Annotated in this window: 11 protein-coding genes; all 11 read left to right on the plus strand. The window is 68.4% G+C overall.

What is annotated here, in order from left to right:
* The first annotated feature begins 207 nt into the window (after nucleotides 1–207).
* On the plus strand, nucleotides 208–2,646 hold the full coding sequence (locus tag QZ294_RS09675; RefSeq protein ID WP_297049560.1) for a lipopolysaccharide assembly protein LapB: 2,439 nt from the start codon (nucleotides 208–210) through the stop codon (nucleotides 2,644–2,646).
* 380 nt (nucleotides 2,647–3,026) lie between these two features.
* A complete protein-coding gene (locus QZ294_RS09680) occupies nucleotides 3,027–3,497 on the plus strand; it encodes a division/cell wall cluster transcriptional repressor MraZ (RefSeq protein WP_297049563.1) in 471 nt (156 codons plus the stop codon).
* A 17-nt stretch (nucleotides 3,498–3,514) separates the two neighbouring features.
* On the plus strand, nucleotides 3,515–4,504 hold the full coding sequence (gene rsmH / locus QZ294_RS09685; protein ID WP_297049565.1) for a 16S rRNA (cytosine(1402)-N(4))-methyltransferase RsmH: 990 nt from the start codon (nucleotides 3,515–3,517) through the stop codon (nucleotides 4,502–4,504).
* Entirely contained in the window at nucleotides 4,501–4,809 is a 309-nt protein-coding gene (locus QZ294_RS09690) for a hypothetical protein (protein WP_297049568.1), read from the plus strand. Before rsmH ends, QZ294_RS09690 begins: the two co-directional genes overlap by 4 nt.
* Nucleotides 4,810–4,897: 88 nt before the next feature.
* On the plus strand, nucleotides 4,898–7,084 hold the full coding sequence (locus tag QZ294_RS09695) for a penicillin-binding protein (RefSeq protein ID WP_297049571.1): 2,187 nt from the start codon (nucleotides 4,898–4,900) through the stop codon (nucleotides 7,082–7,084).
* A 2-nt stretch (nucleotides 7,085–7,086) separates the two neighbouring features.
* On the plus strand, nucleotides 7,087–8,535 hold the full coding sequence (locus QZ294_RS09700; protein WP_297049574.1) for a UDP-N-acetylmuramoyl-L-alanyl-D-glutamate--2,6-diaminopimelate ligase: 1,449 nt from the start codon (nucleotides 7,087–7,089) through the stop codon (nucleotides 8,533–8,535).
* The gene (gene murF, locus QZ294_RS09705; protein WP_297049577.1) at nucleotides 8,532–9,956 is read left to right on the plus strand and encodes a UDP-N-acetylmuramoyl-tripeptide--D-alanyl-D-alanine ligase; all 1,425 of its coding nucleotides are present in this window, start codon (nucleotides 8,532–8,534) and stop codon (nucleotides 9,954–9,956) included. The genes QZ294_RS09700 and murF overlap by 4 nt, the downstream gene beginning before the upstream one ends.
* A complete protein-coding gene (gene mraY / locus QZ294_RS09710) occupies nucleotides 9,946–11,022 on the plus strand; it encodes a phospho-N-acetylmuramoyl-pentapeptide-transferase (RefSeq protein ID WP_297049580.1) in 1,077 nt (358 codons plus the stop codon). The genes murF and mraY overlap by 11 nt, the downstream gene beginning before the upstream one ends.
* Before the next feature lie 10 nt (nucleotides 11,023–11,032).
* Nucleotides 11,033–12,355 (plus strand): UDP-N-acetylmuramoyl-L-alanine--D-glutamate ligase, encoded by a 1,323-nt coding sequence (gene murD / locus QZ294_RS09715; protein WP_297049583.1) that lies wholly within the window; start codon nucleotides 11,033–11,035, stop codon nucleotides 12,353–12,355.
* Nucleotides 12,352–13,521, plus strand: coding sequence for a putative lipid II flippase FtsW (gene ftsW, locus QZ294_RS09720; RefSeq protein ID WP_297049586.1), 1,170 nt, complete (start codon nucleotides 12,352–12,354; stop codon nucleotides 13,519–13,521). Before murD ends, ftsW begins: the two co-directional genes overlap by 4 nt.
* A complete protein-coding gene (murG, locus tag QZ294_RS09725) occupies nucleotides 13,503–14,573 on the plus strand; it encodes an undecaprenyldiphospho-muramoylpentapeptide beta-N-acetylglucosaminyltransferase (RefSeq protein WP_297049589.1) in 1,071 nt (356 codons plus the stop codon). Before ftsW ends, murG begins: the two co-directional genes overlap by 19 nt.
* The last annotated feature ends 8 nt before the right edge of the window (nucleotides 14,574–14,581 follow it).

Raw genomic sequence — 14,581 nt, forward strand, 5'->3', positions numbered from 1 at the left:
GCGGCACGCTGCCGCGCGGCATTCCCCGCAAGGCGGGATCGTTCAGCCTTCAGGGTCCGTTCTTCCGGCCCGGCATGAGAAAAACATGCCGACCGGCCCTTGTCAATGCGGCGCGCCGTCCGTCGGAAAGGCGGCATGCGCGCCGGAATGGTCCCGTTTTCAAGATATTTTCTAGACAAGTTGCCGTCGTCCGTCTAGACTCTGCGGATGCAAGACATCCAGGCTTCTCTCGTCCTGACCCGGGGCGACCTCATGGAAATGGAGGGGCTGCTCTGTGCCGGTCTGGGCGCCTTTCTTTCCTTCACCGGCCATGCCCTCTATTTCCCCACCCGGGACGCGCCCCGGGAGCCGGAACTTCTGGGGGACGAGCGGCGCCTGCTCCTGCCCCTTGTCTGGCGGGGGGAGGGGCTTGGCATGCTCATGCTGCACGGGGTGCGCTGTCGCGAAACGCGGCGTCTTCTGCCGCATCTTCCGGCCATAACGGCGTTGTGCCTGGAAAATCTGGCGCGGGCCAGAGCCATGGAGCGCGACCCCGGCACGGACCTGATCACGGAGTCCGCCCTGCTGGCGCGCATGGAGGCGGAGGTGGAACTGCTGCGCGCCGTCATGCGTGACCCGGGCCGTTCCGCCAACCGTCCCGCGCCCCTGCACCGGTTTTGTCTGGGAATGGCCGTCCTGCGCTGGCGCGATGGCGAGGCCATGGCCCGCGCCCTGGGCCATGGCTTTTGTGAGGAGACGATGCGCGCGCTGGCCGGGGCCTGCATGGCGGGGCTTCCGTCGGACACGCGCGCCGGACGTCTCGGGCCTTGCGAGATAGGGCTGCTTTTTCCCGCAACCGGGCGCGGCGCCTGCCAGCGGCTCGCCAGGGAGGCGCTCGCGCGCATGGAGGGCGCGCGTGTGCGGGACCCGGTGACGGGCCTTGCGTCCAGGCCCCGGCTGTGCGCCGGGCACGCCCTGTATCCGCAGGATATGGCCGGTCCGGAACTTTCCCTTTCCATGTTCGACCAGGCGCGCAAACTCAGGGACAGGGCGCGGCTTGCCGCCGATGCCGCCGAGCGGGCGCTTGCGGGCGGTGCCGCGGAGGCCGTCATGCCCTTTGCGCGGATCCTCCGGGAAGGGGGCGTGGTGCTGGAATGTCCGGCCCTGGACAGGCTCAGGGTCAGTCTGGGGAAGGAGTCCAACGCCTGCGAAGGGCAGCGTTTCCATCTGCGGGGGCGCTCGCCGCAGGGGGGAGCGGGCGCGTTCAAGGGCGATATCGTCCTGCTTCGGGTGGACCGTGACGAGGCTCTGGCCGAGGTCCTCCACCTGGAGGACCCCACCGCGCCGCCGGAGGTGGGCGACCGCCTGCTGCTGGCGGCGGATCCGGAACTTCCGGCGCCTGAACAGGACGTCCTCCGGGAACCGGCAGGCGGACGCGCCAACGGGAAAGCTCCCGCGCCGGCAGCCCGCGCCGGGACAGAGATGCCCGGTTCTGGAGACAGAGCCGCCAGCCACGGGGAGTTTCTGCGCCGCTTCGGCAGCGCGCGCGAGGCCTGCCGGAAGTTTACGCTGGTCATCGCCCGGTTTTCGCCTCGGGATGGCGCGTCCGTCGGGGATGCCGGGATGGATGCCTGGCTGAAGGAAGCTCCCCGGCTCCTGAAGGAAACGGCAGCGCGTCTCCAGGCGCCGTTTCCGGAATTGATTGGCCGCTATGGCAGCAACAGCCTCATTGTTTTTCATCCCCATGCCGCGGGGGAGGCCTGCCGCCCGCTCTATGCGGCCCTGTGCGCGGCGGCGCGCGAGGCCGGGCTTTCCGCCGCCGCCGGGCTTGCGGCATATCCCTTTCTGGAGTTCCGCAAGGACGAAAGCGAGTCCTGCGCGCTCAAGGCCCTGGAGTTCGCCCTGTTGCTGCCGGAATCGGCCCCCCGCGTGGGGCTGTGCGATTCCGTGGCCCTGAACATCAGTGCGGACAGGCGCTACAGCCTCGGAGACGCCTTTGGCGCCATGGAGGAATATCAGATGGCCCTGCTGGCCGATGGCCGCAATGCCATGGCGCGCAATTCCCTCGGGGTCTGTCTCGCGGCCATGGGCCGGGGCGCGGAAGCGCGGCGCCAGTTCCAGACGGCGCTCCGCCATGCCGCCGAACCGGCGCTTGCCGCCAAGATCTCCTATAATCTCGGGGCCGTCTGCCAGAATCTCGGCGATTTCCGGGCCGCGGCCCGCCACTACCGGCGCAGTGCCGCCATGGCGCCGGAATACCGCTATGTCTGGCTCAGGCTCGGTCGCCTGCATGAGCAGCGCGGCCGTCGTGGCGAAGCCCGGCGCTGTTACGAGCGCGCGGCCGCCCTGGAGGACGCCCGCCCCGGCACGTCCGGCACGGCCCGGCGTCAGCTGGCGCGGCTGGCCGCGCGTCAGCGCCGGGGGGCCGAGGCGCGGGAACTGCTCCACGATGCCCTGCTGCGGAACCCCGATGATGCCCAGGCCCTGCTCCAGCTGGCGGAACTCTATCTGGACGGCGGTGAAGATCCCTCCATGGCGGAAATGCTCGCCCGCCGCAGCGTCCGTCTGTATGACCGGCCCGAGGCATGGCTGACCCTGGCGCGCGCCCTGCGGGCGCTGGACCGTGAGGCCGATGCGCGCCGCGCCGAAGCGAGGGCGTCGGTGTAGAGCGGTTTGGTACGGAAAGTATCCAGGCCGTTCTGCCGCGGGCGGGAGCGGATTCTCGCGCCGCACTACGGCGGAACACCGCGCTTTTCCGCCAAAATTGCCTGACAGAGCCTGAAAAGACGCGCCGGCGCGCGGACGGGAGAGCATTTGAACGGCAAATGCCCTCCCGTCCGCGTATTCGGGCCGCGGTCTTTTGCGTCCGTTTCTCCCCTCTTCGCGGACCTCTGGTATCGGGTGGTTTTGCAACCATCGAAAATCCCTATATAAATCGTCGTATTCCCGGGTGTTTGGATGTGGGCGCCACCCGCGCCTTGACAGCCCTCGGGGCATGGGGCATAAGTGGGAAAAAGTGGTGATTCCCGGTTAAAAAGTGGTAGATTATGGCAACGCGGTTTACCGGCAGCTATTTCCGCAGCATGGACGCCAAGGGGCGTCTGGTGCTGCCGCCGAAGTTTCTCGATGCGCTGGGCGCGCCCGGCCACGGGGGCGAGTCCGGCGACCCGGCCGCCGGCGCATTCTGGCTGACCGCGTATTACGGCCATCTGACGGCCTATCTGCCGGACCAGTGGGACGCCATTGTGGAGCAGTTGAGCAGTATCCGCATGCCGTCGCCTGCGCTCGCGCATTTCAAGACCAAGGTCATTGGTCTGGCGCACGAGCTGGTCCCCGACGGGCAGGGCAGGGTGCGTATCCCGCAGCCCTTGCTGCGCGCCGCCGGTCTTGGGCGGGATGCCGTGCTCGTGGGCATGCTCGACAAGTTCGAGATCTGGGCGCAGGAACGCTTTGACGATCTCCCGGATGAAGACGTGAGCGAAGAACTGGCGGCCAGAAATGTGGACCTCGATCTCTGATCCCCTCGGGGGGCGCCATGGCGCCTGACGGCACGCCCCGGCATGTGCCGGTCCTGCTCGAAGAAACGCTGGAGGCGCTCTCGCCGGTGCGCGGCGGCCGTTATCTGGACGGCACCGTCGGGCTTGGCGGCCATGCGGAGGCCCTGCTCGACGCCGCCCCCGGAAGCGAGTTGTGCGGCCTTGACCGGGATGGGGAGGCGCTTGCCCTGGCGCGCGGACGGCTTGCCCGGTTCGGGGAGCGCGTCCGCCTGTTTCACAGCCGGTACAGCGAATTTGCCGCGGCGCTTCGGGAACTCGGCTGGGAGTCGGTCAACGGGGCGCTGCTGGATATCGGGGTCTCTTCCCTCCAGCTGGACGAGGCGGAACGGGGCTTCAGTTTTTCCGGCGACGGACCGCTGGATATGCGAATGGACCCTTCATCGGGCGAGCGTTCGGCCTGGCACTGGGTCAACAGGGAAAATTTCGGGCGCCTCAAGGAGTGCATCGCCACCTTCGGCGAGGAGCCGCAGGCCGGGCGCATTGCCCGCGCCATTGTGGAAGCGCGGCAAAAGGCCCCCATCGAAACCACCGCCGAGCTGGCGGCCCTGGTGGAGCGGGCCTATCCCGCGGCCTGGCGGGCCAGGGCGCGGCGGCATCCGGCCACGCGCACCTTCCAGGCCCTGCGGATGGCGGTCAACGACGAGCTGGGCGAGCTGCGCCGGTTTCTGGACCGGATCCTGGAGTGGCTCCCGCTTGGGGGACGCCTTGTGGTGATCACCTTCCATTCGCTGGAGGACAGGATGGTCAAGCGCGCCATGCGGCACTGGGCCGAAGGCTGCCGCTGCCCCCGGCATGTGGCGGTCTGCCGGTGCGGGCATGTGCCGGAGGTGCGCCTGCTTGCGAAAAAGCCGCTCAGCGCTTCCGATGAGGAACTCGCGCTCAATCCGCGCGCCAGTTCGGCCAAATTGCGCGCCGTGGAAAAGATCGCCGTGCCGCCGGGAGACGGGGGCATGGGGGAGCAGGCGTGAATACCCGCAGAAATCCGGTACGCAGGTCGCAGGGCGGCCGGGGCTGGCTCGCCGTTCTCGCGCTGGAACTGCTCGGCCTGCCGGTGATGGGCCTGGTGCTCGTCTGGAGCGGCATCGAGCGCACGGACACGACGTATTTCATCAATATCGCCCAGAATGAGGTGCGGGAGCGCCAGTCCCTGCGCGCCAAGCTGGAGGTCGAGCGGGAACGGCTGCTTTCACCCTATGAATTGCGCCGCCGCGCTCAGGAATTCGACATGCGCGAGCCAGGCCCCGGCCAGGTGCGGCGCATGGACAGGCCCTAGGTTTTCCACGCCTCGGGCTGGGATGGCCGGCGGCGGCCGGGTCGATGCTGCGAGGGCCGTGCCGGAAAGGGGCACGGTGGAGGATGGCATGTTCGGATTTTCGTCACGCAAGCGCAATCGCGCCACCTATGCCCCCCGCCGGGATGCGCGCAAGCCCGCGAGATGGGCGCGGGGAAGCTCCGCGCCCGGGCGCGCGCCCTCCTCGCGCTGGGCGGAGTGGGCCGCCCGGGTGGACTGGAGCCGCTGGAGGATCAATGCGGTGGCGGTCCTCTTTTGCCTCATCTGGGTGGCCCTCTGGGGGCGCGCCTGGCATCTCCAGATGATCGAGGGTCCCCGGCTTGCGGACAAGGCCCGGCGCCAGCACATGGCTTCCGAGCTGGTTTCGGGAAAGCGCGGCCTGATCTATGACCGCAACGGCCAGGTGCTCGCCCGCAGCGTGGAGGCGCGCTCGGTCTATGCCAAGCCGCAGGAGATCGAGGATTTCGTCCAGACGGCGGCAACTCTTGCGCCGCTGCTCGGGCTGGACGCCCAGAAACTGCATGATGACCTCTCGCGCACGCGCCGACGCTTCGTCTGGCTCAGGCGCAAGGTGGACGATTCCACTGCTGCCGCGGTACGCAGGGCAAACCTTGCGGGCATCGGCCTGAGCAAGGAATATGACCGCGTTTATCCCTTCAAGCACATGGCGGGCCAGCTGCTCGGCTTTGTGGGCCTGGATGACAAGGGTCTGGAGGGCATCGAGCGCTCGCTGGAGGCGCGTCTCGGCTGCATCCCCGTGCGCCAGATCGTCCAGCGCGACGCCATGGGCAGGCGCTTCTACCTCAACGAGGAAGGGCAGAGCGAGCCGCGCGGCCAGGATGTGACCCTGACCCTGGACATGCAGATCCAGTTCATTGCGGAAGAGGCCGTGGCCCGCGCCGCGCGCGAGTTCGACGCCCGCTGGAGCGGCGCCCTGGTGGTGGAGGTGGAGAGCGGCGACATCCTCGCCTGGGCGCAGTATCCCTTCTTCAATCCCAACACCTATCGGGAATCCTCGCCGCAGATCTACCGCAACCGCCTGGCGGCCGATGCGCTGGAGCCAGGCTCCACCTTCAAGCCCTTTGTCATGGCCGCCGCCCTTCAGGAGCGCAAGGTCACGCCCAATACGCTCATTGACTGCGAGGGCGGCAAGTGGGAGCGCAAGAACATCTCCATCCGCGACACATCGAACCAGGGCATCCTGCCGGCCAGCAAGGTGCTCCGCTATTCCTCCAATATCGGCATGGCAAAGATCGGACTCCAGCTGGGGGCGGCCCAATCGTGGAAATATCTGCATGCCCTGGGCTTCGGCGAGCGCACGAGCGTGCCCGTGGCCGAGAGCCGGGGCATCCTGCGCCGCCCGCGTGACTGGGGCGAAGCGGACGTCATGTCCGCGGCCTTTGGGCAGAGCGTGTCCGTCACGGCGCTTCAGATGGCCCAGGGGTATCTCACGCTGCTCAACCACGGCGTGTACAAGCCCCTGCGCCTGGTCCGCGAGGAAGGCATGGTGGAGGAGGCGCGCGAGCGCGTCTTCACCGAAAAGACCGTGCGCGAAGTCATGGACATGATGCGCGACGTGGTGGAAGAAAGCGACGGCACCGGCAAACGCGCGCGCGTCCCCGGCGTTGAGGTGGCGGGCAAGACCGGCACGGCGCAGAAGGCCGACGCCCGCGCGGGCACCTATGGCGTCAAGCGCGTGGCTTCCTTTGTGGGCTTTCTGCCGGCAAAGGCCCCCCGCTATCTGGTCGTCATCTTCGTGGACGAGCCTACCCGCAACCAGTACGGCGGCGTGGTGGCCGCGCCCGCGTTCAGGGAGATCGCGAGCCGCGTGCTCACCTATACCGGGGCGCTCACGGAAGTCCAGGTGGCCGAAGCCGCCCGCAAGGGCAATACCCGGCGCCGGGGCCTGAAGCTCGTGGGCATCGAGGCGCCCTGGCTGGAAGGCAAGACCGTCCGGGCCGATGCCGGGGCCGGACGGGAGGCCGCGGCCGCGGCGCCGGCCGGTGTTGCGACCGCGTCGCGCCGCCAACCGGAGAGCATGCGCCTGCCGGGCCATCGGGCGCGCGCCGCGAGCCATGTGCCGGATGTCATGGGCAAGTCGGTGCGTAACGCCGTGGAACTGTTTGCCCGCGCCGGTGTGGTGCCCGAACTCAAGGGAACGGGCAGCCGCGTGGTGCGCCAGAGTCCGCCCGCGGGTACGGCATGGCCCGAGGAAGGCGGACAGGCCAACTATATCCTCTGGCTTTCGGAGCGTTGACCATGGAACGGGATTTCGGGGAACTGCTGGCCGCCTGTGGCGCCGGCCACTGTGAGGTGCGTTCCGATTCGCGCCGGGTGAAGCCGGGGGATGTTTTTGTGGCCGTGCCCGGGTCCAGCGAGGATGGGACGCGCTTCATTCCGCAGGCCGTTGCGGCCGGGGCCTCCGTCGTCGTCTGCCGGGCGGGGGCGGCCGCCTCCGCGGGGGGAGGATCCTGCCGTTTCATCGCGCATCCTGACCCGCGCGAGGCCCTGTGGCGGCTTGCCGCCGCGCGCTGGCATACCGGCGACCTGCCGCTGCGGGTGATCGGCGTCACCGGCACCAATGGCAAGACCACCACGGCGGCGCTGCTGGAGCATCTGTTCACGGCGGCCGGGCACCGGGTGGGCGTGCTCGGGACCGTGACCTACCGCTGGCCCGGCCACAGCGAGGCCGCGCCGCTGACCACGCCGGACCCCCTCTCCCTTCACGCCATGCTCGCGCGCATGGCCGAAGCCGGGGTCGATCTGGCGGTCATGGAAGTTTCTTCCCATGCGCTGGCGCAACAGCGCGTTTCCGGGGTGCCGTTCGCCGGGGCCGCCTTTACCAACCTCACGCAGGATCACCTGGATTTCCATCAGGACATGGAAAGCTACTTCAGGGCCAAGGCGCGGCTGTTCCTCGAACTTCCTCGCGCGGACAAGGTCATGGCGGTCAATGCCGATGATCCCTGGGGGCGGCGCCTGCTGGAACTCTGCCCCGGCGCGCTTTCCTTCGGCCTCGGGCGCGGCGCTCCGGGCAGGCGGCATCTCTGGGGCGAGGTGCTCTCGTCGGGCACGGCGGGCACCCATCTGCATATGCGCCTTGCCGGCGAGGAGTGGGAACTGCGCTCGCCGCTGGTGGGCGCGTTCAACGCCGCCAACCTGCTCACCGCGCAGGCCATGGCGGTGGAGCTTGGCCTCAGGCCGGCGGCCATGGCCGCGCTGGAAACGTTCACCGGCGTGTGCGGCCGGCTGGAGCGGGTGCCCAATCCGCAGGGGCTTCATGTCTTTGTGGACTACGCCCACACGCCCGATGCGCTCGTCAATGTGCTCACGGCGCTGCGCGGGGCGGGTTTCGGACGCATCATCGCGGTCTTCGGCTGCGGCGGCGACCGGGACAGGACCAAGCGGCCGCTCATGGGAGAGGCTGTGGCGCGTCATGCGGATGTCGCCGTGCTCACTTCCGACAATCCGCGCAATGAAGACCCCGCGGCCATCCTTGCGGATGTGCTGCCCGGCCTTGCCTCGGCGCGCGAGGTGGTGGTCGAGCCTGACCGCCGCGCGGCAACGGCCAGGGCACTTGCCATGCTCGGCGGGGAGGATGCCCTGCTCATCGCGGGCAAGGGGCACGAGGATTACCAGATCATTCAGGGCGTACGGCATCACTACAGCGATCAGGAAGTGGTGCGGGAGCTGCTTCGGTGCGAATGACCATCAGTGAAATGGCGGACGCCCTCGGGCTGGATGCGAAGGGGTTCGCCGGTCGCGCGGACCGCGCGCTCACCTGCGCCGTCACGGACAGCCGCGAAGCGCGGCCCGGCGCGCTTTTCGTCTGCGTGCCGGGCGCCCGCGCGGACGGGCATGATTTTGCGGACTCCGCGGTGGAGAACGGGGCTGGCGGGGTCCTGGCCTGTCGTCCGCTGCCGGAGATCAGCGCCCGGGGGGTGCCGGTCCTGGTGGTCCCGAACACTGTCAAGGCCCTGGGGCGGCTTGCCGCCCATTGGCGTGACAGGACTTCCGCCAGGGTCGTCTGCGTCACCGGCACGGCCGGCAAGACCACGCTCAAGGAAACGCTGGCCGCTGTCCTGGCCGTTCATGGCAAGACCGCGCGCACGCCGCTCAATCACAACAACCAGATCGGCATGCCCTGCGCCGTGCTGGATACGGACGGCGACGAAGCGTTCTGGGTCATGGAGGCGGGCATCAGCCACGAGGGCGACATGGATGAGCTTGCTTCCATCCTGCGGCCGGACCTGGCGCTTGTCCTCAATGTGGGACCGGGCCATACCGAGGGGCTGGGCGGCCGGGGGGTCGCCTGGCACAAGGCCCGTCTGCTCGCGCATCTTGCGCCCGGCGGCGTCGCGCTGGTGAGCGCGGACTACGCCGACCTTGTGGCCGAGGCGCGGGCCACGGGCGCGCAGCCGCTCTTTTTCAGCGCGGCGGGCGCGGAGGCGCCCTATACCGGCGCCATGCCTGACGGAGAGAGCGGACGGTGCCGCCTCGGGCTTGCCGGCGAAAGTTTTGAGGTCGAAACGCCGTTTCGCGGCGCCTTTGGCGCGGAAAACGCCGTGGCCGCCGCCGCCGCCGCGCACCTGCTCGGCCTGGATGCGGCGGAGATCCGCCGGGGCTTCGCCTCCGTCACCCTTCCGCCCCAGCGCTGTGTCCACAAGCGTCTTGGGCCGTGGCGCGTCATTGACGACACCTATAATGCCAATCCTCTTTCCATGCGGCGCATGCTGGAGGCCGCGGCGGCGGAGGCCGCGCGCGCCGGCCTGCCGCTGGTGGCGGTGCTTGGCGAGATGGGCGAACTGGGAGCGGAATCCGCCCATCACCATGAAGAGCTTGGCCGTCTGCTCGCCAGGCTGGATGTCGCCGTCGTGTTCTGGAAGGGCGGGCACGGCGACGATGTGAAGGCCGGGCTGGAATCGCTCGCGGACCCGGCAGCCGACCGCTGGATGCCCGTGAACGATCCCGGGGATTTCCTGCGCGCGTGGGCGGAGCGCGGCGAGCGTCCCGGCGGGGGCGTCCTGCTGTTCAAGGGGTCGCGCGCCAATCGGTTGGAAACGCTGCTCGCGGCACTGGAAACGGCCCGTCCCGCGGCCCATGAGGGGGAGGAAGCGCGTGTTTTATAACCTGTTCGCCCCTCTGGGCGTGGAATGGACGGCGTTCAACGTCTTCCGTTACATCTCCTTCCGCTCCATGGCGGCGCTCATCACGGCGCTCGTCATCTCGATCCTCGTGGGTCCGCGTTTCATCGCGTGGCTGCGGCGGCTCAAGTGCGGCCAGTATATCCACGAGGATGTGGCGGCGCATGCCGCCAAGGCGGGAACGCCCACCATGGGCGGCCTGCTCATCCTCTTCAGCCTCTCCGTGAGCCTGCTCTTCTGGGCGGACCTCGCCAACCGCTATATCTGGCAGACCTTCTTCGTCTTTGTGGGATTCGGGTCCGTGGGCCTGTGGGACGACCTCTCGAAACTGCGCCACCACCAGAACAAGGGCATCTCCGCCAGGGCCAAGTTCGGGGCGCAGATCCTCGTGGCGTTTTGCGCCATCTGGCTGCTCTGGGAAAATCCGGCCTTTGACAGCCGGCTCACCGTGCCCTTTTTCAAAAGCTGGACGCTGGATCTCGGCTGGTTCTACCTGCCGTTCGGCATTTTTCTCATGGTGGCGGCTTCCAATGCCGTCAACCTGACGGACGGCCTGGACGGGCTGGCTATCGGGCCGTCCATCATCGCGGCCCTCGTCTTCGCCATCTTTCTGTACATCACGGGCAACGCGCGCTTTTCCGCCTATCTTCTCGTGCCCTACATTCCCGGCATGGGCGAGGTGACGGTCTTCTGCGCGGCGCTGGCGGGCGCCGGGCTGGGCTTTCTCTGGTTCAACGCCTATCCGGCCCAGGTGTTCATGGGCGATGTGGGTTCTCTTTCCATCGGCGGCGTGCTCGGCTATCTGGCCCTGCTCTGCAAGCAGGAGCTGATCCTTGCCGTTGTGGGCGCCATCTTCGTGGCCGAGACGCTCTCCGTCATCCTGCAGGTGGGCTACTTCCGCTGGACAGGCGGCAAGCGCATCTTCCGCATGGCGCCGCTGCATCACCATTTTGAACTCAAGGGCGTGCCGGAGTCCAAGATCATCATCAGGTTCTGGATCCTTTCCATCCTGCTGGGGCTGGTGGCCCTGTCCGTTCTGAAACTGCGCTGAGGAAACGAAAATGGCACTGGAACATGTCCGTGGCCCACGGCCACAACCGGGCGAATCCGCCGTGGTGGTCGGCGCGGGACGTTCGGGCCTTGCCGCCACGCGGCTTTTGCGCCGGCTTGGCGCGCGCGTCCGCCTGCTCGACAGGAAAACGGACGCGCTGACCGGACCCCAGCAGGCGGAGCTGCGGGCGGCCGGCGTGGATGTCCGGCTGGGCGGGCACACGCCGGAGCAGTTCGCGGATGCGGCCTATGTGATCCCCAGCCCCGGCCTGCCCGTGGCCGCCCTGGCGCCCCTTGTCGCCGCCGGCGGCGGGGGCGGCGGCCGGAAGGCGCCGGAGATCCTGGCCGAGATGGAACTGGCCTGGCGCTGCCTGGACGAGGAGCCTGTGCTGGCCGTCACCGGCACCAGCGGCAAGACCACAACGGCCTCGCTGGCCGCGGCCATGCTTCAGGCCCAGGGCTATGCGGTCTTTCTTGGCGGCAATATCGGCACGCCGCTTTCGGAATATGTGCTTGCCGGGCGCAAGGCCGATGTCCTGGTGCTCGAGATTTCGAGCTTCCAGCTTCAGGGCTGCACCACATTCTGCCCCCGCGCGGGCATCCTGCTGAACATTTCGCCCAATCACCTGGATTATCACAAGGACATGGCCGAATATGTGGAGGCCAAGTTCCGCCTGTTCCGCTGTCAGGACGACGGGGACCTCGCCGTCCTGGGCGAGGGGGTGCGCGATCTGGCGGCCGCGTGGCCCCTGCGGGGCAGGAAGGTCTGGGTGGCCGGGGGGCCTTCGCGCTTTCCGCGCAGCGGACTCATGGGCGCTCATAACGCCTTCAACGCCGAAGCCGCATGGCAGGCCTGCCGTCTTTTCGGCGTGAGCGAGTCCAATGCCGCCCGGGCGGTGGCGGACTTCCGGCCGCTGCCGCACCGCCTTGAGCGTGTGGCGGAGCGCGGCGGAGTGCTCTTCGTCAATGATTCCAAGTGCACCACCGTGGCCGCCCTCGAGGTGGCGCTGCGCGCCTTTGACCGGCCGGTGCGCCTCTTGTGCGGCGGCAAGTTCAAGGGCGGCGATCTTGCGGCGCTTGCGCCGCTGGTGCGCGAAAAGGTCGTTCATATCGGCCTTTTCGGCGCCAGCCGGGAGGAATTTGAACGCGCCTGGGCCGGCATCGCGCCCATGAGCTGGCACCCCGCGCTGCGCGAGGCCGTGGCGGAGCTGGCGGGCGCGGCCGTTCCGGGCGATGCCGTCCTGCTCGCCCCGGCCACTTCCAGTTTTGACCTCTACAAGAACTATATGGCCCGTGGCGATGATTTCAAACGCATCGTGGGGGAACTGGCATGAAGAATGTCTTTGTGGACGCGTCCAGAGGGGGCGCGACTCCCACCCGTCAGGCGCGGGAGAACAGCCTGGCGCCCTTTGACTGGTGGCTGTTCACCATCACCCTGGCGATCCTCGCCGTGGGACTCGTCATGGTGCTGTCCGCCAGCGGCATCGTTGCCGAACAGGCCAATGGCGACAAGTACTATTTCTTCAAGCGGCAGATCCTCTTTGCGGCGCTCGGCGGCGTGGCGCTCTGGTGCGCGGCGCTCCTGCCCCGCAACTGGCTCTACCGGCTTCAGTATCCGGCGCTCTTTTTCGCCCTGCTGCTCATCCTCATCACGCTTTCGCCGCTGGCGCCCTCCATCAACGGCGCCAAGCGCTGGATCCGTCTCGGCCCTCTCTCCATCCAGCCCATGGAATTCGTCAAAATCGCCCTGGCGCTCTACCTCGCCTATTTCATGAGCACCAAGCAGCAGCTCATCAAGACTTTCAGCCGGGGTGTCATCCCGCCCTTTGCCGTGACCGGGCTTTTCTGCTTCCTGCTCCTGCTCCAGCCGGATTTCGGCAGCGCCGTCGTTCTGGCGGGCATCCTCTTTTTCATGTGCGTGGCCGGCGGCACGCGCTTCATCTACATTTTCTTTTCGCTGGCGCTGGCCTGCGCGGGCGCCATGGCCCTTGCCATTGCCGAGCCGTACCGGCTGCGGCGCCTGCTGGCGTTTCTTGACCCGTTCCAGGATGCGCACAACACGGGCTACCAGCTCGTCCAGTCGCTCCTGGCTATCGGTTCGGGAAGTTTCTTCGGCGTGGGCGTGGGCGCGAGCCGGCAGAAAATGTTCTACCTTCCCGAAGCGCACAACGACTTCATCATGGCCGTGCTCGCCGAAGAGATGGGCTTTGTGGGCGTGAGCATCGTCATGGCCCTGTTTGCCCTGCTTTTCTGGCGCTGCTACCGCATCATCATGGGCCAGCGGGAATTGCGCGACCGCTTCACGGCCTTCGGCATCACCACCATCCTCGTCATGGGCGCGGTGATGAACCTTGCCGTGGTCATGGGAGTGGCGCCGCCCAAGGGCGTACCCATGCCGCTCATGAGCTACGGCGGCAGCAACCTGATGGCGACCATGCTCTGCGTGGGCCTTTTGCTCAACTTTTCACGCACGGCGGGCGCATGGACAAGATCCTCCTGACCACGGGCGGAACAGGCGGCCATATTTTTCCCGCCCTGGCCGTTGCCGAGGAGCTGCGCGGGCGCAGGCCGGGAGCAGGCCTGCTCTTCGTGGGGTCCCAGTACGGACCCGAGGGACGGCTGTGCGCCCGGGCGGGCGTTCCCTTCGTGGGTTTGCCGGTGCGCGGGTTTCTCGGCCGGGGGGTACGCGCCATCGGCGCGGCGGCCCGCATGGGCGTGGCCGTGGGCCGGGCGCTGGCCCTCGTGCGCGATTTTCGGCCAGACGCGGTGGCGGGTTTCGGCGGCTACGCGGCGTTTGCGCCCATGCTGGCGGGGCGGCTCCTGGGCGTGCCCTGCGTGCTGCATGAGCAGAACGCCGTGGCGGGCACAAGCAATCGCCTGCTTGCCAGGCTGGCCCGGAAGGTCTGCGTTTCCCTGCCCGATACCCGGGGCTTCCCGCCGGAAAAATGCGTGCTCACCGGCAACCCCGTCCGCGCGGCCATCGCCGGCGTGGGGCAGTTGCGCGAAAGCGGGCGCGGCACGCGCAGGCTGCTTGTCCTCGGAGGCTCCCAGGGGGCGCACAGCCTCAATCTCCTTCTGCCCGGCCTGCTGGAGCGCCTGAAGGCCGATGGGGTGGAGATCCGGCACCAGTGCGGGGAACGGGATCTTGAAGCCACCCGCGCGGCCTATGCGGAACACGGCTATGCGCCCGGCTGCGTGAGCGCGTTCATCGATGACATGGCGGAAGCCTATGCCTGGGCGGACCTGGCGCTCTGCCGCGCGGGCGCGAGCACCGTGGCCGAGCTGTGCGCCGCCGGGCTGCCGTCCGTCCTCGTGCCGTTCCCGGCGGCCATCCATGACCACCAGACGCGCAACGCCGCCGTGCTTGCGCGCGCGGGCGCCGCGCGGCTTGTGCCGGAGCGCGATTTCGGGAACGCGGACATGGCCTCCCTGCTTGGCGGACTTTTGCGCGATGCCGCCAGACGGGACGACATGGGCCGCGCCGCCCTGGCCCTGGCCTGTCCTGACGCGGCCGCGGCGGTGGCGGACGCTGTGGGGGCGGTGGCGCGCTGAAGGGCGCC

Origin of the sequence: uncultured Desulfovibrio sp. (assembly GCF_910584445.1) — a bacterium.
Classification (GTDB): Bacteria; Desulfobacterota; Desulfovibrionia; order Desulfovibrionales; family Desulfovibrionaceae; genus Desulfovibrio.